The organism is Sulfidibacter corallicola (assembly GCF_017498545.1).
In the GTDB taxonomy this organism is placed as follows: domain Bacteria; phylum Acidobacteriota; class Holophagae; order Acanthopleuribacterales; family Acanthopleuribacteraceae; genus Sulfidibacter; species Sulfidibacter corallicola.
The window spans coordinates 6,665,376-6,688,333 of the sequence record NZ_CP071793.1 but is presented as its reverse complement, the minus strand read 5'-3'; the positions used below and the strand labels follow the sequence as shown (position 1 = coordinate 6,688,333).

At 60.7% G+C, this 22,958-nt stretch carries 6 protein-coding genes; 4 read left to right on the top strand and 2 right to left on the bottom strand.

Annotated features, from left to right (window positions below; translation table 11 throughout):
- Positions 1–221: 221 nt before the first annotated feature.
- On the bottom strand, positions 222–1,502 hold the full coding sequence (serA, locus tag J3U87_RS20745; RefSeq protein WP_237377688.1) for a phosphoglycerate dehydrogenase: 1,281 nt from the start codon (positions 1,500–1,502) through the stop codon (positions 222–224).
- On the bottom strand, positions 1,499–2,170 hold the full coding sequence (locus J3U87_RS20740; protein WP_237377687.1) for an HAD-IB family phosphatase: 672 nt from the start codon (positions 2,168–2,170) through the stop codon (positions 1,499–1,501). Before J3U87_RS20740 ends, serA begins: the two co-directional genes overlap by 4 nt.
- Positions 2,171–2,596: 426 nt before the next feature.
- Between J3U87_RS20740 and ydiJ the strand changes: the two genes are divergently transcribed.
- The 4 genes from ydiJ (at position 2,597) to J3U87_RS20720 (ending at position 22,921) form a co-directional block, all read left to right on the top strand.
- Positions 2,597–5,680 carry a D-2-hydroxyglutarate dehydrogenase YdiJ gene (gene ydiJ, locus J3U87_RS20735; protein WP_237377686.1) on the top strand — a complete coding sequence of 1,028 codons (3,084 nt, stop codon included), beginning with the start codon at positions 2,597–2,599 and terminating at the stop codon, positions 5,678–5,680.
- A gap of 404 nt (positions 5,681–6,084) precedes the next feature.
- Complete coding sequence (locus J3U87_RS20730) at positions 6,085–6,456, top strand: HPF/RaiA family ribosome-associated protein (protein ID WP_237377685.1); 372 nt, start codon at positions 6,085–6,087, stop codon at positions 6,454–6,456.
- A 581-nt stretch (positions 6,457–7,037) separates the two neighbouring features.
- Positions 7,038–15,731 (top strand): non-ribosomal peptide synthetase/type I polyketide synthase, encoded by an 8,694-nt coding sequence (locus J3U87_RS20725; RefSeq protein ID WP_272932390.1) that lies wholly within the window; start codon positions 7,038–7,040, stop codon positions 15,729–15,731.
- Positions 15,728–22,921, top strand: coding sequence for a type I polyketide synthase (locus J3U87_RS20720; protein WP_237377683.1), 7,194 nt, complete (start codon positions 15,728–15,730; stop codon positions 22,919–22,921). Before J3U87_RS20725 ends, J3U87_RS20720 begins: the two co-directional genes overlap by 4 nt.
- Positions 22,922–22,958 lie beyond the last annotated feature (37 nt).

Here is a 22,958-nt window from a genome sequence, read left to right as displayed (position 1 = left end):
CCTTCGGTGCGCGTTTTTCTCTATTTGTGATCCCAACATACGGTTGGCCATCCCTCCAGGATTGGCCGCGAACGGTGACCATCCTAGCATTCGGTTGACCGCGATCCATGTGCATCCGAGCATGGGTTTGTCCCAAATCCCCCGCCCACCCCGAACGCAAAAAGGCCCGGCTGCATAACGCAACCGGGCCTCGAGATTCGGTGATGGCGTGGATCGGGAGATCAACCGATGATGGCGGTCTCCAGCTCGTCCGAATGAAGTTTGCGCGTGCGGATGGTCCCCGGGATTTCGGCCAACTGGACCTGAATGTCGCCGGCCTTCTCGCGGCCCAGGGCCGCATCGATATCCAACACGACGTAACCGATGTCCTCGGTGGTCTTCAGGTACTGACCCAGGACGTTGATGTGCTTGAAACCCACGATATCGTTGATTTTCTGCAACACACCCGGCTGGTTCTTGTGGATGTGCAACATGCGGATGGTGTTGGGCGAGTGGCTGAGGTTGACCTGCGGGAAATTGACGGCACTCTCGGTGGCCCCGTGGGTGGCGAAACCCACCAGCTTGTTGGCGACCTCGATGCCGATGTTGTGCTGTGCTTCCTGGGTCGAGCCGCCGATGTGCGGCGTGAGAATCACGTTCTCCAGGCCGACCAGCGGGCTTTCGAAGGCGTCCTTGTTGGAAGCCGGCTCCTTGGGGAACACGTCGACGGCCGCACCGGCGAGATGCTCGTTTCGAATGAGCTCGGACAGGGCTTCCACGACCACCACGTTGCCGCGACTGGCGTTGATCAGGTAACTGCCTTTCTTCATCATGGCCAGATGCTCGGCGCGGATCATGTACTCGGTCTGCGGCGTCGCCGGCACGTGCAGCGACACGACGTCGGAAACCTTCAGCAATTCTTCCAGGCTGTCCACCCGCTGGGCGTTCCCCAGCGGCAGCTTGGAGACGATGTCGTGGTAGTAGACGCGCATGCCCATGGCTTCCGCCAAAACCGACACCTGGGAACCGATGTGGCCGTAGCCCACGATGCCGATCGACTTGCCGCGCACCTCGAAACAGCCGACGGCGGATTTGCGCCACTCGTTGCGATGGGCCGCCATGCTGTTGGGGAACACCTTACGCATCATCATGATGGTGTGCCCGATCACCAGTTCGGCCACCGAACGGGTGTTGCTGTGTGGGGCGTTGAACACCGGAACCCCTTGATTGGCAGCCGTTTTCAGGGCTACCTGGTTGGTGCCGATACAAAAACAGCCGACCGCCATCAGGTCGCGGGCTTCGGGCAGCTTGAGCACCTCGTCGGTCAGGTGGGTACGGGAGCGAATGCCGACCATGTGCGCGTCACGCAACTTGTCCCGCAAGGTCTGCGCATCCACCGCCTTGGGCAGGCGCTCCACGTTGGTGTAGCCGGCCCCCCGAAAGACCTCGACCGCGACGGGGTGAATCCCCTCGAACAGCACGATCTTCAATTCGGATTTGGACAATTTCTGATCCGTGGTCATCTGTATTCCTCCAATAGTCGAGCCAGCTCGTTCGTGTCGCTCGCCTCGGGTTGGCCGGTGGCCACCACCGCCGGTCGGCGCACGTGTTCGGTATAGGCGATAAAACAGTCGACGAGCCCCGCATCGAACAGGGCGAAGTCGGTCATGCCGTCGCCGACCCCGATACGGATCGGACGCGGCCGGTCGGTCGGTCCGAAAAAGGCGCGGCATCCGTCGACCTTGGACACGCTGAAGCGATCGCCGGGATCGATGCCGGCGAAGCTGCCGTCCGTCCGCCATTGCAGTCTCACCGCCAGAACCCGTTCGGCGGGAATGCCCAGGTGGGCGGCGACCGGCACGATCGCTTCCCGCAGACCGCCGCTGACGATCCACACCTCGAGGCCCCGCCGATGCAACGAGGCGATCAGCGCCTCCATGCCGGAGGTGAGCCATGGGGTGCCCTCCCGGCCGAACCGTTCCAGGTCGGAAAGGTTGGGCTGGGCCAGGGCCAAGCGGCGCGACAACGACTCCTTGAAGTCGATGGCGCCTTCCATGCCGAGTCGCGTGATCTCTTCGATCTGGGCCATCTTGGCCGAGTCCCCCTCCAACCGGGGGCGCAGGATCTCTTCCAGGCTCTCGCACCGGATGATCGTCGAATCGAAATCAAAAATGACTTGGGTCACCGTCATCCCCTTTCCACCGTTCTCCTGAGTGTCGAGGAACCTCGAATGGACCGCCCATCGGCCTCTTCCGCAAGCCGCTCAGGCCAGGCTGGAGGACCGATTTTTACCGCGAAGCGGCATGGTCGTTCCGATGAGTTTGGTCTATCTCGACATCTCTTTCCCGGGTATAATCACGGCGTCTCCAAGGCGTTGGCCGTCGATTGAATCAAGTTCTACCAAGGACTTCATTCATCAAGTAACGAGGGACAGCCTAGCACATTCGCGCATCCCGGTTAAGTTGGACCTTCCATTTTTCGACCTGAATGAACAGGCCCCACTTGCCGCAGCGCGACATCAACGATTCGCCCCGGTTCACGACCGGAACACGACTCGGCATTCGCCACGAAGGCGATCTCCTCGAACCCCTCCGGACACCCCACACGAGGTCTGCATTTGATACCGCGATTGCATTTTCAGGACACCACGGACGGCCTGTACACCGACTTCCTGCGCGAGGTCGCGGCGGGCTCCGATTTCCAGGCCGAGATCCGGACCGATTTTTCGACACGCCTGGTGGCCGCCACCGACAACAGCATCTACCAGATCCTTCCGCAAGCCGTGATCTTCCCCCGTTCGACGGGAGACGTGGCCGCCCTTTTCACCCTGGCCGACCAAGAGCGCTACCGCGCGATCACTTTCAGCCCGCGCGGCGGCGGAACCGGTACCAACGGCCAGTCGCTGGCATCGGGCATCGTGGTCGATTGTTCCAAGTACATGGCGGACATTCTGGAGATCGATGTCGAGGCGGGCTGGGTTCGGGTCCAACCGGGTGTGGTGCTCGACCAATTGAACGAAACCCTGAAACCCACGGGACTGTTTTTCGCGCCCAATCTGTCCCCCAGTAACCGCGCGACCATCGGCGGCATGATCAATACCGATGCCTGTGGCAAGGGCTCGCGGATTTACGGACGCACCAGCAACCACGTGCTCGAGGTCAGCGCCGTCTTGGCGGACGGCACCGTCTGGCGCTCGCGACCGCTCGAGCCCGAGGCGCTGGCGCGCATCATACAAAGAGAGGATGGGGTCGGCCATATTCACCGGCTGATCGACCGCATCGTCACCGAGAAGCGCGACCTGATTCGCGACCAGTTTCCCAAGCTCAAACGCTTCCTGACCGGCTACAACCTGGCGGCCGTCCACGACGACCAGGGTCGCTTCAACCTCACCGAGATCCTCTGCGGCAGCGAGGGTTCGCTGGCCATGATCACCGAGGCCCGGCTCAAATTAACGCCGATCCCGAAACACAAGGGTCTGGTGCTGGTCAAATACCCCTCGTTCGACCACGCCCTGGGCGACGCCATGGACTTGCTGGCGACGGAGCCTTCGGCGATCGAGACCATCGACGACACCATCCTCGAACTGGCCCGCAAGGACGAGATCTACCATCGGGTCAAGGATGCCATCGGCGACGATCCCCGTGTGCGCAACATCAACTTGGTCGAGTTCTCGGCGAGCACCGAGGAGGAAGTCGTCGCCAAACTCGATGCCTTCCGCGCCGACGCGACGGGCGACACCCGCCTGGGGGCCTTCATCACCCGCGATCCGGGCGAAATGGCGGCACTCTGGGATCTCCGCAAAAAAGGCGTCGGCCTGCTCGGTAACCTGCCCGGCAACCGCAAGCCCATCGCGTTCATGGAGGACACGGCCGTCCCCCCCCAAAATCTGGCCGATTACATCCGCGAACTGCGCGCCCTGCTGACCGACTACGAACTCACCTTCGGCATGTTCGGCCATGTGGACGTAGGTTGTCTACACGTCCGCCCCGCACTCGACCTGCAGGATCGGCTGGACGAAAAACTGATTCGCGAGATCTCCGACAAGGTGGTCGCACTGGTGCGCAAATACGGCGGCGTCATGTGGGCCGAGCACGGCAAGGGCTTCCGAACCGAATACACGCCGCTCTTCTTCGGTGACGAGTTGTACGAAGACCTTCGTCACATCAAGGCCGCGTTCGATCCCCACCACAAAATGAACCCCGGTAAGGTCGTCGTTCCGGCGGGGGTGGATGAAGAAACCGTCAAGGTCGAAGCGCCGTTGCGCGGCCAATTCGATCGCCAGATCCCTTCCGCGCTGCAGTCCGGTTTCCAGAACGCCGTGTACTGCAACGGAAACGGCGCCTGTTTCAACGTCCACCATCACCACGTCATGTGTCCTTCGTCGAAGGTCACCCGCGACCGCATCCACTCGCCCAAGGGTCGCGCGACCCTGGTGCGCGAGTGGCTTCGCGAATTGGGCATCGCCCAGCGCAATCCGGAAGAGACGATTCCCTATACCGAGGCCGGAGACGATCACCGGCGCGAGTCGATCGATCTGGACCACCTCAAGCATCCGGCGGGCTGGTGGACCAAATGGCGAAACACGCGCGCGGCCAAAAGCGGCGAGCGGGACTTCTCGCACGAGCTCTACCAGGCGATGGGCGGCTGCCTGTCGTGTAAGGCCTGCGCCACCCAATGTCCGATCAACGTCAACATCCCCGATTTCAAGGCCAACTTCCTCGAGCTGTATCACGGCCGCTATCTGCGACCGATCCGCGACTACCTGGTGGGGTACATGGAGACGTCGCTGCCGATCCAATCGCGTTTCCCGGCACTGACCAACTTCGCCATGGGCGCGGGGATCGCCAAGAAACTCAGCGCGTCCGTGGTGGGCATGGTCGACGCACCGTCCCTCAGCCGACCGACCCTGACCCAGTCCATGAGGCGCCGCGGCATTCGCCCCCTGACGCCTGCCGATGCCGCCGCCCTCAGCGACGCGGACAAGGCCAAATCGGTGGTTCTGCTTCAGGATGCGTTCACGGCCTTCTACGATTGTCCCGTCTTCTGGGCGACTTTCGACCTGCTGACCCATTTGGGTTTCAGGGTGCACGTGGCGCCCTTCGCCGAAAACGGCAAAGCCCTGCACATCAAGGGCTTCCTGCCACGCTTCAAAAAAGTGGCGGCGCGAAACGCGACCATGCTGAAGGCCCTGGCCGCGGAAGGCGTGACACTGGTGGGCATCGAACCCAGTGTCGCCCTGACCTACCGCGACGAGTACCCCAAGATCCTCGGTCTGGCCAAGCTCGATTTCGAGGTGCTCCTGCTCCAGGAATTTCTCGAGCACCACCTCGACCAGGTACGCACCAAGGCACCCACCGGGGCGCGCCTGCGTTTCGCCCTGCTCGGTCACTGCATGGAGAAAACCGGCGCCATGTCCTCGCAAGCCCAGTGGCGCGCGGTCTTCGAAGCGCTGGGCCTGGAGCTGGAGATCCTGCCGGCGGGGTGCTGCGGCATGGCGGGTGTCTACGGCCACGAGACCAAGAACCTGGAGCACTCGCGCGGTATCTTCGACATGAGCTGGGGCCTCTATTTCGACGGCTCGGAGGGCGCCGGTGCCCACATCCTGGTTACCGGGTATTCGTGCCGCACCCAAACGTCGCGGTTCACGGGCACCAAACCGAACCATCCCAGCCAGGCCCTGTTGAAGGTTCTGAAGGGTTGATGCCCCGATCGACCGCAGGGCGCGGCGTCGCCGAAAATCGAATCGAAGCCCCGAAGCACCGGGCCATTCACTGAGAGAATTCACGCAAGTGTTGCATTTTCCCCAGCGCGACAAATACAAAAGTCCGTCCCATACCGGAAGTCGACGCCTGAAGACCGCAGAAACCCTTGTCTCCCAACAGATTCTCGCCCTCGAGAAAGTAGGCACATCGATTGCTCTACTGGTGGGTACAGCATGTGTGAAGTCACTTTCTCCCCGTGAAAGGCCAATTCCAATCAAGTACCAAGTTCACCGGACCCAACCGGTACGGATCGCCACCCGACGGGTCGTCACTTCACCCATCCTGGAACAGGTTCCAAAACGACTAAGCCAGGCGCACTGAGTTGCCGAGAAAGGGGTTCGCCGTGAAGCGACAAGAAACCACCGACAACAAACAGGACCGAGTGACACCCACACTGAGCGTGGAGTTCCGAACCCAAAACTACGATCTGACACCGGCAGTCCGCGAGCAATTGGAAGCCGACACCCAAAAATTGGCGCCCTTGTTGCGCGATTTTCCCGTAGTCTTCTTGCACGCCGACATCCACGAACATCCCCACCAGCACGACTTCCACTTGAAGCTGTCGCTGCGACTGCCCAACGACACCCTTTTCACGGGTGAGCGTCACGTTCAGATGCGATCGGCCTATTTGCAGTGCGTTCGCCAGATGGCGACCAAGGTCAAGGATTACAAGGCCAAATTGGCCAAAAGGGCGGATTACGCCGAAACGCGGTAACCTCCTCGACCCCGGTCGTTCATCTCTTCGAAAAGCCTCGAGCACCTCGCTCGGGGCTTTTTTCGTTTGGGTGCATTCACGACGATCGGCCTCGAATACCAGAGAAGAACCGGTGCAAGGCCGCACAACTTCGACGGAAGCCGAGAAAGCGGAGGGCGCATATCTCGCGGCGGGCCGACCGAAAAGACCAGCCTCATTTTTTTACCAGAAGCATATTCCATTCAGCAAACAGTAGCAAAATCGGTATCACTGAAATTTGCGCAGCCACCTGTTTTCCATCAATAAGACAATATATTGTCGATTAAATGATCAGATCTTTCATTGTCACTTTTTCAGACGATCTCTGAACACCCCCAAAGGCCTCAAACTTTTCGGCCAAGGGATTGAAAGCGTGCCTGCTCAAGTGGTATCCTCGACTCAAAACTCACCCTTTTAAACAGTAAATCAAAGAGAAAGCGGCAGGGGGAATAGCATTCTAATGCCGTAGCAGCTTTTTTTCGGGGAATTTGTGCGTTCCTTTCCGCAACCGTACGCTTTCGTGTTGATGCTAATCAGGTGCCGATGTCTGTCAAGGAGCTTTTATGAAGACATATGATCTTTCGCAGGGTCAACAAGGAATGTGGGTCATGCATCTGACTGATCCAACCGGTTACTTTTACAACTCCAATTTGATTTGGGAGGTGACCTCCGATTTTGACCTTGGGATTTTTTCCAAGATCATGAAGAAACTGCACGACAGGCACGAAATATGGCGCTCCACCTTCGAACTCCACGAGGACCACCCGGTTCAGGTGGTCCACGATGCGCTCGAGGGATCCTTCGAAGTCAGCGACGTTTCCCATATGAGCGACCACGAATTTCAGGAAATGATCCGCAACGAGCTCTACCAGCCCTTCGACCTATCCAAGGAACCGGGGTTGCGCTGGAAGATCTGGCAGCGCAAGGGCAAGAACCCGTTGCTGTCGCTGCGCATGCAGCACCTGGCCAACGACGGATGGTCGATTTTCTGGTCGATCCGAGAAATCGGCGAACTGTACACGGCCGAGGTCACGGGCGGCGATTTCGAACTCCCTCCGGTGGGCTGCACCCTGGAGGATTTCGTCACCTGGGAAAAAGATCTATTGAGCGGCAACAAGGGAAAACGCCACAAGAAGCACTGGACCCGCGAGTTGGCGGGCGACCTTCCCCTGCTGAATCTGCCCACGGACAATCCCCATCCACCCAACCCGGACTTTCGAAACGGGTTACTCCGCATGTTCATCAAAGAATCGCAGGAGGGCCAATTAACGGCGGCCATCGAAAAGAGCGGCCTGAACGCCTTCAATTTTTTCCTGGCCGTGTACCAGACGCTGCTGTACCGCTACACCGGGCAGTCCGAAATCATCACCGGTTCACCGGCCGGTTTCCGCATGCCCAAGTTTCACCATCTCTACGGATGCCTGCTCAACCCCATCGTCTTCCGAACCCCGATCAGCCCGCAAACGACGTTCATGGAACTGGCCAAGGTCATCGAGGGCAAGGCCTTTGCCGGCCTGAAAAACCAGCACTATCCCTTCCCCCAGATCGTCAACGACCTGGCCCTGGAAGCCGACCCGGTGCGCTCGCCGATCTTCCAGAACATGTATGTGTTCGAGGACCCCAACGCCTTCAAACAGGGCGAGGCCCCACTGGTCACCCTCAACGAGGACGGCAACGAAGCCTGGAATCTGGGGGCCCTGCAGTTGAGCCGGATTCACCTGCCCATTCAGGTCGACAACTACGACATGCGGCTGCGCGCGGTCCAGGTAGTGGACAAGTACGTCATCAATTTCGAATATCGCGAAGAACTTTTCGATAGGGATTCGATCGAACTGATGGCCAGTCATTTCCAGGTTCTGCTCGACGGAATCCTGGCCAATCCCGACGAAAAGATCGGGGACCTGCCCATCCTCTCGGAAGAAGAAAAGGCCAAGATCGTCGTCGACTGGAACGACAACCGCACGAGCTATCCGAAAGAACGCTGTCCCTTCCACCAGTTCGAGGAGCAGGCCTACAAGAATCCCGACAAGGTCGCGCTGATCCACGAAGACACGGAAATCAGCTACGGCGAATTGAACCGCCAAGCCAACCAGATGGCCCATTGCCTGATCGAAATGGGCGTCGGACCGGACGGCCTGGTAGGCATCGGCATGCCGCGCGTGCCCGACATGATCGTCGCCATCATGGCGGTCCACAAGGCCGGAGGCGGCTACGTGCCCCTGGATCCCAACTACCCGCCCGAGCGGATTGAATACATTCTGGAAGAGACCAAGGCACCGGTGGTCATCACCGTTACCGAGCTGACGGAAAAGTATCGGCAGGGTGAGGCAAAGCTACTATTGGTGGATGCCGAACGTGATACTATCGCAAAACAGTCTGCATACAATCCCAATGTAGCTATTTCACCCGATCATTTGTCTCATGTGATCTACACTTCGGGATCGACCGGCAAACCGAAAGGCGTGGCCATCGGCCACAATTGCGTGATCCCGATGGTGGATTGGGCCGCCCGCCTGTTCACGGACGAAGAGCGCTCCGGCATGCTGGCCGCGACCTCCCTGAATTTCGATCTCAGCGTCTACGAGATCGTGGCGACCCTGGCCCTGGGCGGCACCATCATTCTGGTGGAAAACGCACTCTACCTGCCGACGACCCCGGCCCGCAACAAAGTCAAACTCATCAACACCGTGCCCTCGGCCATCAAACAACTGCTGCTCGACGAGGGCGTTCCCAAAAGCACCGTCACGGTCAACCTGGCCGGTGAGCCGCTCAAGGAAAGTGTGGTTCAGGCCCTCTACAAGCTGCCCCAGGTCCGCAAGGTGTACAACCTCTACGGGCCCTCCGAGGACACCACCTATTCCACCTGGGCGCTGATGGGCCGCGACCCCAACTACCGGGTGTTGATCGGCCAACCGCTCTCCAACACCCAGGCGTTCGTGCTCGACCACAATCTCCAACTGGTGCCCATCGGCATACCCGGCGAACTCTACCTCGCCGGCGAAGGCCTGTCGCGCGGATACCTGAACCGACCGGACCTGACGGTGGAACGCTACATCCCCAACCCGTTCGCGGAAGTGCCCGGCGATCGGATGTACAAGACCGGCGACCTGGTGCGCTGGCTCCCCAACGGGGAAATGGAGTGCCTGGGCCGCATCGACCATCAGGTCAAGATTCGCGGGTTCCGCATCGAGCTGGGCGAGATCGAGGCGGTTCTGGGTCAGCAGGAAAAGGTCCACGAATCGATTGTCGTGGATCGCGACAAGAGCGACGGCGAGAAGTACCTCGTGGGTTACGTGACCCTTCACGAGGAAGGCAGCGCCCAGGGTTCGGAACTGCGAAACTACATCGGCGAACATCTGCCGGAGTACATGGTTCCGGCGATCGTGGTGGTCCTGGATGCCATGCCGCTGAACCCCAATGGAAAAATCGACCGCAAACGCCTGCCGGAGCCGGAATTCATTCAGGAAGACCTGGAAAACCCGCAGGAACTGGACGAGCTGGAAACCCTGGTTTCGGAAATCTTGCGCGAGGTCCTGGCGCTGCCCTCGGTCAACGCCGAGCGTGGCTTCTTCGAGATGGGCATGAACAGCCTTTCGGCGGTCACCTTCCGCATTCGCCTCGAGAAGCGCCTGGAGAAGAAAATACCCAACACGGCGATCTTCCAATATCCCACCGTCAAGAAGCTGTGCAACTTCCTCAACCCCAGCGAACGCAAAAAAGTGGAGATGGCGGTCACGCGCCGGGCCAGCAGCGAGAAGAAAGAGATCGCGGTCATCGGGCTGGCCGGTCGGTACCCGATGTCCAAGAACCTGACGGAGTTCTGGGAAAGGATCTGCCAGGGCGTGGAGTGCATCACCGTCTTCTCCCAGGACGAGCTGATCCGCAACGGCGTCGATCCAGAGCTGCTGGAAGATCCCAACTACGTGCCCTCGCGCGCCGTCATCGACGAATACGACATGTTCGATGCCGACTTTTTCGGCATGCCGCCCCGCGAAGCGCAAATCACCGATCCCCAGCATCGGTTGTTCCTGGAAGAGTCCTGGAACGCGCTGGAAAACGCGGGTTACAACCCCTACACCTACGACGGCCGGGTCGGCGTCTTCGCCGGCTGTAGCGAAAACGCCTATCAAATCCACAACCTGGTCCCCAACCCGAAACTGGTGGATTTGGTCGGCCCCTACGGCATGTTGATCGGTTCCGGTCGCGATTTCCTGCCCACGCGCGTGTCGTTCAAGCTGAACCTCAAGGGCCCCAGCGTCTGTGTCCAGACGGCCTGTTCCACCTCGCTGGTGGCCGTGCACATGGCGTGTGAAAGCCTGGTACGCGGCGAATGCGACATGGCGCTCGCCGGCGGCGTCTGCATCCTCTCACCGATGCGTACCGGTTACCTGTACATGGAGGGCGGAACCATGTCGCCCGACGGCCACGTGCGCCCCTTCGACCACCAGGCCGCCGGCATGCTGGCGGGCACCGGTCTCGGTGTGGCGGTGCTCAAACCGTTGGACGCGGCCCTGAAGGACGGCGATCACATTCTCGCGGTCGTCAAGGGTTCGGCCATCAACAACGACGGGTTCGAGAAGGTGGGTTACGCGGCACCGAGCGTGAACGGCCAGGCGGAAGTCATCGGGGCCGCCTTGCAGGAAGCCGGCCTGCGCCCGGACAAGATCAAGTACATCGAGACCCACGGCACCGGCACGCCGATGGGCGACCCGGTGGAAATGGCCGCACTGACCCAGGTGTACCAAAGCCAGTGCGACGACAAACAGTACTGCGCCCTGGGATCGGTGAAGGCCAACATCGGTCACCTGGATGCCGCGGCGGGCATCACCGGGTTCATCAAGACGGTCCAGGTGCTTCATCACAAGAAGCTGCCGCCGCTGATCAACTTCAACAAACCGAATCCGCAGATCGACTTCGAGAACTCGCCGTTCTACGTGAACACCCAGCTACGCGATTGGGAGTCGGCCGACCAGAAGCGACGCGCGGGCGTCAGCTCCTTCGGCATCGGCGGAACCAACGCCCACGTGGTGCTGGAAGAGGCGCCTCAACCGACCGAGTCGGGCCCGGCGCGGTCCTGGCAGTTCCTGGTGCTCTCGGCCAAATCGCCCACCGCCCTGGCCCGCCGCCTGGAAAACCTGCTGAGCCATCTACAGATGCACGAGGAGGCGCTGGCCTCGCCGGCCGAGTTCGGCGACGTCGCCTTCACCCTCCAGCGGGGCAGGGCCTCGCTGGCCTTCCGCGCGGCGATCGCCTGCCGTTCGGTCTCCGAAGCGATTCAGGTCATCTCCACCAACGATCCCCGCCAGTTGGTCCAGAACCCCCATTCGGTGGACAAGAAACACGTGGTCTTCATGTTCTCCGGCCAGGGTGCCCAATACATCAACATGGCGCTCGATCTCTACAAGTCCGAACCCACCTTCCAAGAAGAGGTCGACTCCTGCTGCGAAGCCCTCAAGCCCCATTTGGGCGAGGACCTGCGCCACCTGATGTTCCCTCACTACCGGGAAGACCGCCAACTCACGCCGGAAGAGCAAAAGGAAACAGCCAAGCGACTCAACCAGACCTCGATCACCCAACCGGCCCTGTTCGTGATCGAACACTCCCTGGCCAAATTGTTGATGAGCTGGGGAATTCGTCCCCACGCCATGATCGGCCACAGCGTCGGCGAATACGTGGCCGCCACGCTCGCCGGGGTCCTCACCCGCGACGCCGCACTGGAACTGGTCGCCATTCGCGGCCGGTTGATGCAGTCGCAGCCGGAGGGCTCCATGCTGGCCGTGCCCGTCTCCGAAGAGGAAATCCTGCCCTACCTGCCGGACGACATCCAGGTAGCGACGATCAACGCGCCCAACCGATGTGTGGTCGCCGGACCCGACGAGGCCATCGTGGCCCTGGCCGAACGCCTCTCCGAAGAGGGCATGAAGGCCTCGATTCTCCACACGTCGCACGCCTTCCACTCGGCGATGATGGACGACATTCTCGAGCCCTTCACCAAGGAAGCCCAGAAACATCAGTTGGCCGAGCCCAAGATCCCCTACATCTCCAATGTCACCGGCACCTGGATCACCAAGGAACAGGCCTGCGATCCGTCCTATTATGCGTCCCACTTGCGCGGCGCGGTGCGGTTCGCCGATGGGCTGCGCACGCTCTTCGAGTTCGAGCCGGGCCAGGTTTTCCTGGAAGTGGGACCGGGCAAGGCCTTGATGACCTTCGCCAAACAGCAGTCCGGTCCCAACTCGGGGCACAAGGCCTTCCAATGCCTGCGCCACCCCAAGGGCAAGGAATCCAACGACCAGATCCTGACCCACACCCTGGCGAGCCTCTGGTGCCAGGGTGTCGAGCTGGATTGGAAGGCGTTCTACACCCACCAGCAGCGAAACCGCGTGCCGCTGCCGGGCTACCCGTTCGAGAAGAAACGGTTCTGGATCGAACCTCCGAAAACGGCGGCACCCGTCAAGTCTTCGTTCCCCGAGCGCGGTCGTACGCGCCTGGCCGCCGCCTCGGTATCGGCCACGGTCGCGGGCAAGGCACCGGCCCGCGAGCGCGACGTCAACAAGTGGTTCTTCGCTCCCTTCTGGGAACAGGTACGCTCGCTGCCGATCGCCGCCGGCCAGTACAGTGAAAGCTTCGGCAACTGGTTGATTTTCCACGACGACCAGGGTTTCGGCACCCAGGTGGCCGAACGCCTGACCCGGGCCGGCAAAAGCGTGGTCCACGTTCACGAAAGCGAACACTTCCAGACCCTCGCCGCCAATCGCTACCAGGTGCGCGGAGATCACAAAGAAGATTTCCAGCACCTGGTGGTCTCGCTGCGCGAACAGGGGTTCCAGCCCCACGCGGTGCTGTTCCTCTGGAACCTGACCTCGGCCACGCCGGATCGCCACTATCGCCGGGCTTTCGCTGAGCGCATGTTGGCGCGCGGCGTCATGGCACCGCTGTTCCTGGCCTGCGCGTTGGACGAACTCGGCCTGGACGAGGAGGTCCACTTCACCGTGGTCTCCAACGGACTGTTTCCCATCGGGGCCGAAGAAACCGGCTTCTACGAGAAGGCGCCGCTGGTCGGTCCGGTGGGCGTGATTCCTCGCGAATATCCGTTCATCCAGTGCAAGAGCCTGGACATCACGCTGCCGGCGCCCGGCACCCACCGCCAGGACATGGTCATCGATCAACTGCTCGGCGAAGCCCAGCACCTGGATACCTGCCCGTTCGTGGCCTATCGCGGTACGGCGCGCTGGCAGAGACGGTTCGAACAGGTCGGCCTGCCGCAGGCCGCGCCCGAGCGCAGCCGGGTCCGCCACGGAGGTACCTACCTCATCACCGGAGGACTGGGCGGCATCGGTCTGGCGCTGGCCCACCATCTGTTCCAAAGCCACAAGGCCAAACTCGTGCTCCTGCGCCGTTCGCCGTTTCCCGCGCGGGACGAGTGGGCCGATTGGCTGTCCCACCATCCCCACGACGACGCCACCAGCCAGGTGGTGCGCCAACTGATGGCCCTGGAACAGGCGGGAGCCGAAATCATGACCGCCTCGGCCGACATCTCCGATTTGACCCAGATGCGCGGCGTGGTGCAAACGGCGCGACGCCGCTTCGGCGCGATCCACGGCGTGTTCCACGCGGCGGGCATGTTCAACAAAAAACTGATTCGCGACCTGACCGCGGCCGACATTCAGAAAACCATGGGGCCCAAGATGTTCGGCACCCTGGTCCTCGATTCCATCTTCCGCGACGCGGAACTGGATTTCATGGTGTTGTTCAGCTCGTCCAGCGTGCTCCTGAGCAACATGGGTTATTGCGATTACGCCGCCTCCAACGCCTTCCTGGACAGCTTCGCCCATCACGGCAATCAGTCGGGACGGGACACCCATTACGTCGCCATCAATTGGGACGGGTGGCGTGACGTGGGCATGGGCGTCAAGGTCGAGCTACCGCCCGACCAAATGGAACGCCACATGAAGGCCATGGAGGCGCTGATCCAACCCCAGGAGGGGATGGCGGCCCTCGATATCATTCTGTCGGCTCCGCCGTACGCCCAGATCGTGGCCACGCCGTTCGACTTCCCCAAAATGGTCACCGACCTCCAGGGCCTGTTGCCCGAAGGCTTTCCGGATTGGGGTCCGCGCCAGCCGGTGCTTCTGTCGACGACGCTCAACCAGGAATCGCGGGCTCCGATCGCACCGCCCCAACCGGTGCGCACCCCCGAACCTGCGAAGCCGGCGCCGGCACCCGCGGCCGCGCCCCAGAATCGCGCCTTTCCGAGACCGGAGACCGTGGAAACGGTGCTGGAACTCTGGAAAGAGTTTCTGGGTATCGAGACCATCGGCGTCAACGATCTCTTCGAGGATCTCGGCGGCGATTCCCTGCTGACGACGACCATGGCCGGACGCCTGCGCAAGCAGTTCAAGAAACGCATTCCGCCCGACGTGCTGAACGAGAATCCGACCGTCAAGGGCTGGGCCGAACAAATCGATACGCTGGTCCACGGTGAGACCGCACCGGCCGCGTCGCCGGCCGCCGCTGCGACGCCCCAACCCGCTAATCCCGAGCCCGCCCCGGTCGCCCCGGCCCGCAACCCCACCCCCTCGCCGGCTCCGGCACCCGCAGCGACGGGCGACCAAACCCTGGCTCTCGTCATCGAGCTTTGGAAGGAGTTCCTCGGTGTGGAAGAGGTCCACCCCGAGAGCCAATTCGAAGACCTGGGCGGCGATTCACTGCTGGCCACCAGCATGGCCGGACGCCTGCGGAAAAAACTCAAGACCCGCGTGCCGCCGGATATCCTGGGAGAACACCCGACGCCCAAAGGCTGGGCCGACCAACTCAACGCACTTTTGGGCCACGCCCCCCAACCCAACGCGACGCCCCCCGCTGCCGGCGCACAACCCGACAAGGCCCCGCAAGCCGCCAACCCTTCTCCGGAGCCCGCTCCCCAGGCCCCGGCGCCCCCCGCTCGGCCGACCTTTACACCGCCTTCCACGGAGACTGAAAAAGCACTGGTCACGCTGTGGAAAGACGCGTTCGGGAAATCCGAAATCGGCATCGACGATCACTTCCTCGAACTGGGCGGACACAGCGAATTGGCTTCGAAACTCGTCGACGCCATCAAGTCGGCTCTCTCGGTCGACCTCCAGAAGGGAGTCATCATCGACGCCTCCACCATTCGCGAACTCGCGGAACGGGTGGATACCTTGATTTGGGCAGCATCGAACATGGAAATGGCTTCAGATATCTCCGACGAAGAGGATGAGGAGTTCGAACTATGAAAGCTATGAAGTTGCTGAGCCACCTGAAGGATCTGAAAGTTCGGATCTGGGTGGAAGAAGAGAAGTTGCGATGCAAGGCTGCCCCCGGTGTCCTAACCAAGGCCCTCAAACGGGAACTCGCCGAGCACAAGGAAGAGATCATGCGCATTCTGCGGAAGGTGCATGCCGATTCCGACGATCGCAACGACGCCAGTGCCGGCTCGAAGCGCCACGAACTTTCTTCCTTTCAAACCCGGATCTGGCTTCAGGAGCAGCTCTACCCGGATCAGGCCTTCAACAAGGTGATTCGTGCGGTGCTGCTCAAGGGCATCGTCAACTTCGACTTTCTGAGCCAAAGCATCAAGGAAATCATTCAGCGCAACCTCATCCTCAAATCCTGTTTCCCTTCCCAAAACGGGTTGCCCGTCCACGCCCTGCACGACAAGGACCCCGTGTTTTTCAAGATCACCCAGAAAAGGTCCTTGAACCCGGACGAAAAGACCGTGGAAATCGACCGCCAAATCGAAGAGGAGTACCACAGCCATTTCGTGCTGGATCAAGGCCCGCTGATCCGCTGCCGCTGGATCATCTTCTCGGACGAAGAACACCTGCTCATCATCACCTTTCACCGCATCTGCGGCGACGAACACTCCGCCGACCTGATCCTCGACGCGCTGGTCGATCACTACCGTCAACTGGAAGCGGGCGAAGCCATCGCCACCAACGGCGAGGATCGGAGCCATTACGGTTCCTTCACCAAGTGGTACAAACAGTGGCAAACCCAACCGGAATACAAACACGCGCTGATGTTCTGGGGTTCCCACCTGCCCAAAAAGCAGCGCCGGTTGCGCATGTGCTTCGAAAAGGATCTTCGGGAAAGGCCGGAATTCCATCAAAGCCGGCTATCGTTCGCGGTGCCGGAACCCTTGGCTCGGCAGGTGGAGACGCGCGCGGAAGACCTGGGCATGGCGACCTCCGACCTATTCGCGGCGGCCTTTTTCGGGCTGCTGCACCACTGCACCTCCTCGAACCGCATCATCATCGGCATGCCCTACGACCTGCGCCCGCACGCCGAGGTCGGCGATCAACTCGGTTACTACGAGAACCTTCTGCCCATCAGCGTGACGCTGGGAAGCCAGGACAACAGGACCTTTCTCGAATCGGTCAGTCGCGACATCAAGAACGCCTACAAGCACGGTTGCCTGCCGTTCGAGGCCATTCTCAAGGAAGGCCCCTACAGCAACAACCTGAACTTTCACCCGCTGGTCAATTTCCTGTTCGAATACCAGCGAAAGCGGGACAGGGTCTATCGCATCAACGACCTGGAAATCGAGAAGCTTTCGATCCAAACCCAAGGTTCCCTGTTCGACTTGAAGCTCCAGGTCACCAATCACAGCGCCCAGACGATCGCCAACTTTTTCTATCGTGACGAAATCTATCCCCATCAGCACATTTCACTTTTGCCCGATTTTTATTTGAAGATTCTCACCGAACTCTGTAACGAAAAAGGAAGTTCCATTACCTCGCTGTCCTTTCTCACCGCGGAATGGGAACAGCGCATCAAGGATTTCAAGCCGGACACGGACCACCTGCTCGCCTCGTCGATGCTGCTCCACGAGCAAATCACCAAGGGCCTGACGGCCTTCCCCGATCAGGTGGTCATGGGCGAAAGGGATGAACTCACCTTCGCGGACCTGAACCGGAGCGCCAATCGCCTGGCCCACCTGTTGATGGCCAAGGGTGTGGAAAAAGGAGATTACATCGGGATCGGCATGCGACCCAAGCCCGATTGCATCGCGGCCATGCTGGCGGTGTTGAAGGTGGGCGGATCCTTCGTGATCCTGGATCCGGATCTACCGCTCGAGCGCCTGAATTACTATATGGACAAAACGCCGCTGAAATGTATCATTACCTCTCCCCGGCTTCAGGAACTGTATACCGAATTCGACGCCACCATCATTATCAGTAACGAATCGGAAAACGAGGAAGCCCAGTATCCCGACCACGAGCCGGACGTTTCCGTGGACGGCTCCGATCTGGCGTTCGTGAGCTTCATCAGCAGCGAAGCGGGCTCGCCCCGCGCCATTTTCCATTCCCACGCCTCGATTTGCCGCCAATTGCTGGGCATGAAACACGCCTTCCGGCTGGGTGAACAGGATCGGGTCCTGCAGAATTTCTGGCCCATGTTGGAGGCCTTCGTCTGGGAATCGATCCTGCCCCTGCTGTGCGGGTCGCGGCTCTACTTCGACTCGCTGCTCTCGCGGCAGTACGGCTCGCGCTTTTCCGACCGTATCGCAAAACATCAAATTACGATGGTCTACCTCAACGACGATCAGGTCCACGAACTGATCCGCGAGTTCCAACCCAAGAAATGCCGGAGCCTGCGCACCATCATCACCAACGTCACCATGGCCGACGACGCCTCGGTTCACACCCTCGCCGACCAACTCTCCTCCACCCAGATCTACCATCTCTACAGCGTTCCGGAGGCGGGTGGCGCCGTCGCCTACCTGAAACGGGATCTCCACGACGACAAGCCCTTCGCGGCCGTGACGCCGTTCGAGGGTCAGGACCTGTGGGTGCTGGACGAGCACCAAGTGGCCGTCCCGCCCGGGATCCCCGGTGAAATCCACGTGGCGGTCGAGGAGTCCATCGCGGCCAACAAGGACGTACTCCTCCCCCACCCGCAGGAACCGCGACTCCGTCTGATCGGTACCCGGGACCGAGGCACGCTTTCCACCAAAGGTGCGATTCGCGTGATGGGTGCGATGGACCGCAGGATCGAGATCAACGGCGTTCAGGTCGCGCTGGGCGAGATCGAGGCCTTGGCCGAAAAGTTCGACGCCATCGAAGAAGCCTATGCCTACCTGAGCGAGGAACCGCCCACCAAGACCCTATCGCTGTACTACACCTTCAAGGGTACCCACACGCCCCATGCCTCGGCTCTTTCGCGGGAGCTCCAGAAGGTCCTGCCCGATTTCATGCTCCCCGAAGAGTTCATTCCGGTGACCGAGCTGCCCAAAGCGGCGGATGGCACCGTCGACATCGATGCACTGTTGGAAAAGGGTCGCCACCTCAGCAACCAGCGCTTGGGCGACCACGGCTCGACCAGCGTGCTGGGTGAGGAAATCGCCAAGGTGTGGCGCGATGTGCTGGAAATCGACCACGTCCACAAAGACGACAACTTCTTCGACTTGGGCGGCGATTCGCTCCAGATGTGTCGGGTCTACGAGGCCCTGCCGCCGGATATCAAGAGCGACCTGACCCTTTCGTATCTGTTCCAAAACCCCACGATCGAAGGCCTCGAGAAAATCCTCGAAAACAAACTGTCGGAGGACCTGTTCTTCAGTCGCCCCGACAGCTTGAAGGAAATCCTTCAGAAGAAAGGGGAAGAGCTGTGTCAATCGGGACAGGCCAACGTCGCCATCGTGGGCATGGCCGTGCGTCTGCCAGGGGCGACGACCCTGGATCAATTCTGGAAAAACCTGAGCGAAGGCGTCGAATCGATCTCCTACTTCTCCAAGGAGGAGCTGGCGGCGGAGGGCGCCGACCCGGAGCTGTTGGACGACCCCGATTACATTCGCGCCATGGCGATCCTCGACGATTTCAAATCCTTCGACTACGGGTTCTTCAAGTTCACGCCGCGTGAAGCGCAATTGACGGATCCGCAACAGCGGTTGTTCCTCGAATGTGTCTGGGAGGCCTTGGAGCAAGCGGGCTACGATCCCAAGCGATTCAAAGGGAAAATCGGGGTCTACGGCGGCGTGGGCGTCAGCTTCTACTTGAACGAGCACCTGCTCCCCAACCACAATCTGCTGGAAAACGTGGGTCAGATGCAGGTGTTCATCGGCAACGATCGCGACACGTTCTGCACCCGCGTCGCCTACAAGATGGATTTCCAGGGGCCGAGCGCCACCATTCAGGCCGCCTGCTCCACGGTGCTGGTGTCGACCCACATGGCGGTTCGCGCCCTGCGCGGCCACGACGCGGACATGATGATCGTGGGCGGCGTGTCGTTACGCGAGTTGTACAAGAAAGGGTATCTGTACGAAGAGGGGCTGCTGTACCCGCCCGACGGCCACATTCGCCCCTTCGACGAGAAAGCGCGCGGCTCGGTCAATGGTCAGGGTTGCACGGTGCTGGTCTTGAAGCGGCTCGAGGACGCACTGCAGCAGGGCGATCAAATCTACGGCATCATCAAGGGCTCCGCGGTCAACAACGACGGCATCGACAAGGTGGGGTTCACGGCATTTTCGCCCATCGGCCAGCAAAAGGTGATCGAAGCCGGCCTGGCCTCGGCCGAGGTCCAGGCGGACAGCGTCAGCTACGTGGAGTCCAGTTCCACGGCTTCCCCGTCCGGCGACCCCATGGAAGTGGAAGCCCTCACCAAGGCCTTCGGCAAGCACACCGAGAAGCGTCAATACTGTGCGCTCGGCGCCGTGAAACCGAATATCGGCGCGACCGACGTGGCCGCGGGCGGGGCCGCTTTCATCAAGACCGCGTTGGCGCTGAAGCACCGCGCCATTCCCCCGACCATCAATTACGAAACACCCCACCCCAAAATCAATTTTCTCGAGAGCCCCTTCTACGTTCCGACGGAGCTGGCCAAATGGGATCCGCCGGGCGGCGTCCCGCGCCGTGCCTGTGTGGAAGGTTTCGGCCTCGGTGGCGCCAACGCCCATCTGGTCCTGGAAGAACCGCCGGCGATGCCGGCCTCGATCCCCGATCGCCCCTGGCACCTGCTTCTGCTTTCGGCGCCCACGCGTTCCGGGCTCGAAGCGGTGACCGATCAGTTCGTCGACTTCCTCAAGAACCACCACCAGATCAACATGAGCGACGTGGCCTACACCCTTCAGGCCGGCCGCCACCATTTCAAGTACCGCCGCATGGTGGTCTGCCAAAACGTGCACGAGGCCATCTTCGCGCTGGAACGGCGCGATCCCAAGCGCATTCTGGAATCGGCCGCGGAGAACAACACGCGACCGATCGCCTTCATGTTCCCCGGCCAGGGTTCGCAGTATCTGAAAATGGGTCACTCGCTGTATCAGGTCGAACCCACCTACCGCACCCACGTGGATCACTGCTGGGCACGGGTTCAGGAACTGTTCAGCGAGTTCTACGAGGCCCTTTCCGAAAAGGACAGGCACCTACAGACTTCCAAGATCCACCAGACCTACATCACCCAACTCTCGCTGTTCGTACTGGAATACGCCTTGGCCAAAACCCTGATTTCCTGGGGGATCGCCCCGGATGCCATGATCGGCAACTCTACCGGCGAATATACCGCGGCCTGCCTTTCCGGCGTGCTCAGCCTGGACGACGCGCTGCGCCTGATCGTCGGCCGCGGCAAGCTGATGCAAACGCTTCCACCCGGCAGGATGGCCGAGGTAAACCTCTCGGAAGAGGAGATTCAACCCTACTTGAGCGACAAGGTCGCGTTGGCCGGTTGTGCCGGTCCTTCGCTGAGCGTAGTGTCCGGAACCGAGAAGGTCATTCACGATCTCTACGGCAAGCTCTCGGAAAACGGCATCATCGCCCGAACCATTTTCGCCTCCCACGCCTTTCATTCGCCGATGGTCGACCGGATCCTCAACGACTTCGCGGACCTCGTCAAGGAAGTCTCGTTGAACCCACCGGAGGTCCCCTTCATTTCCTGCATCACCGGCGATTGGATCTCGCGTTCCGAAGCGGTGGATCCCTACTATTGGGCCCGCCAGCAACGACGCACGGTTCGCTTCGCCCAAGGGATCGAGGTCCTGTTCAAGGACGAGGGCCGCATTCTCCTCGAGGTGGGTCCGGACCGGACCCTCAGCGCACCGGCCATTCAAACCCAAAACGAACTGACGCCCCAGAACGCACTGGTGCTGGCCTCGATGAAGGGTCCCAACGAGGAGCGCTCGGACGTGTTCCACCTGTTGCGCACCCTGGGCCGCCTGTGGCTGGGCGGGGTCTGCATCGACTGGGATGCCTTCCACCAACACAACCACCGTTATCGACTGGCGCTGCCCACCTACCCTTTCGAGAGAAAGGAGCAATGGATCCAGAAACTTCAATTCAAGTCGGTCCAAGAAATGAAGCTGAATGCCGACGAGATCGAGACCACGGACGACGAGGACGATGAACTCGATTACCGTTCCCTGGTGAACAACGCCTTCGTCGCCCCGCGCGACGATGTGGAATTGTTCATTTCCCAGCAGTTCCAGGAAGTTTTGGGTGTACCGCAAATCGGTATCCACGACGACTTCTTCGAATTGGGCGGCAGCTCCCTGATCGCGGTACGCCTCATGAACCGGCTCTCGAAGGAGTTCGCGGTCCCCCTCGCCACCCACATCATGTTGCAGAAACGAACCATCGCCGCACTGGCCGAAGTGGTTCGCGAGTACATGTCCGACACGGCTGCCGGCGAAGCCGCCAATACGCCGCTGGTTCCCATCAAACTGGGCGATACCAAGACCAATCCGATCTACATGGCCCACCCGGTCGGCGGCGAGGTCATGTTCTACCGCGAGTTCGCCCACTATCTGGGTGCCAAGAGACCGGTCTACGGGTTGCGCTCCCTGAGCCTCACCGGACTGGTGGATCCTTACGACGACCTGGTCAAGCAGGCCAAGGACTACGTGGACGAGATGTTGAAATTCCGACAAAGCGACTTCTACATCCTGGGCGGCGCGTCCTACGGCGGAGTTTTGGCCTACGAGATGGCCCAGCAGCTACTGGACATGGGTAAAGAGGTGCCCCTATTGATCATCATCGACAGTCCCGCACCGGGCGCCATGCCGCGCAAGCTCAACAACAGTGCGGGCATCCTGCACTACATGCTGGGCGACGAGCTGGACATCGAGATGGAGCGGTTGGAGCAGTTGAACGAGGACGAGCAGATGTCCTACATCTACGAGGCCGCGCGAGCCCAGAACCGCGTGGATCTGCTGCCCAACAATCTCGGCAAGCCCATGTTCAAGACGTGGCTCTACCACGAGCAGGCGATGCACGCCTACCGTCCCAAACCCTACCCGCGCAAGGTCATGTATTTCCGTCCCTCGGAGGCCTTGAAAATCAATCCGCTGAACATGTACGAGCCCTGGATCGACTTCGTCAAGGGCGGCATCGAGATCGTTCAGGTGGGTGGCAATCACATCACGATGAACTACGGTGAAAACGGCAAGAAAATCGCGCACCACGTCAAGAAGGAGCTGAAAGGCCTGGGCCTGTAGGCGACGAAACCCCGCGCCGCGATCGACCGCGGGTGGG

Bases quoted from the DNA above. Each gene is read 5' to 3' on its own strand.
- serA (WP_237377688.1), bottom strand. From the start codon at position 1,502: ATGACCACGGATCAGAAATTGTCCAAATCCGAATTGAAGATCGTGCTG.
- J3U87_RS20740 (WP_237377687.1), bottom strand. From the start codon at position 2,170: ATGACGGTGACCCAAGTCATTTTTGATTTCGATTCGACGATCATCCGG.
- J3U87_RS20725 (WP_272932390.1), top strand. From the start codon at position 7,038: ATGAAGACATATGATCTTTCGCAGGGTCAACAAGGAATGTGGGTCATG.
- J3U87_RS20720 (WP_237377683.1), top strand. From the start codon at position 15,728: ATGAAAGCTATGAAGTTGCTGAGCCACCTGAAGGATCTGAAAGTTCGG.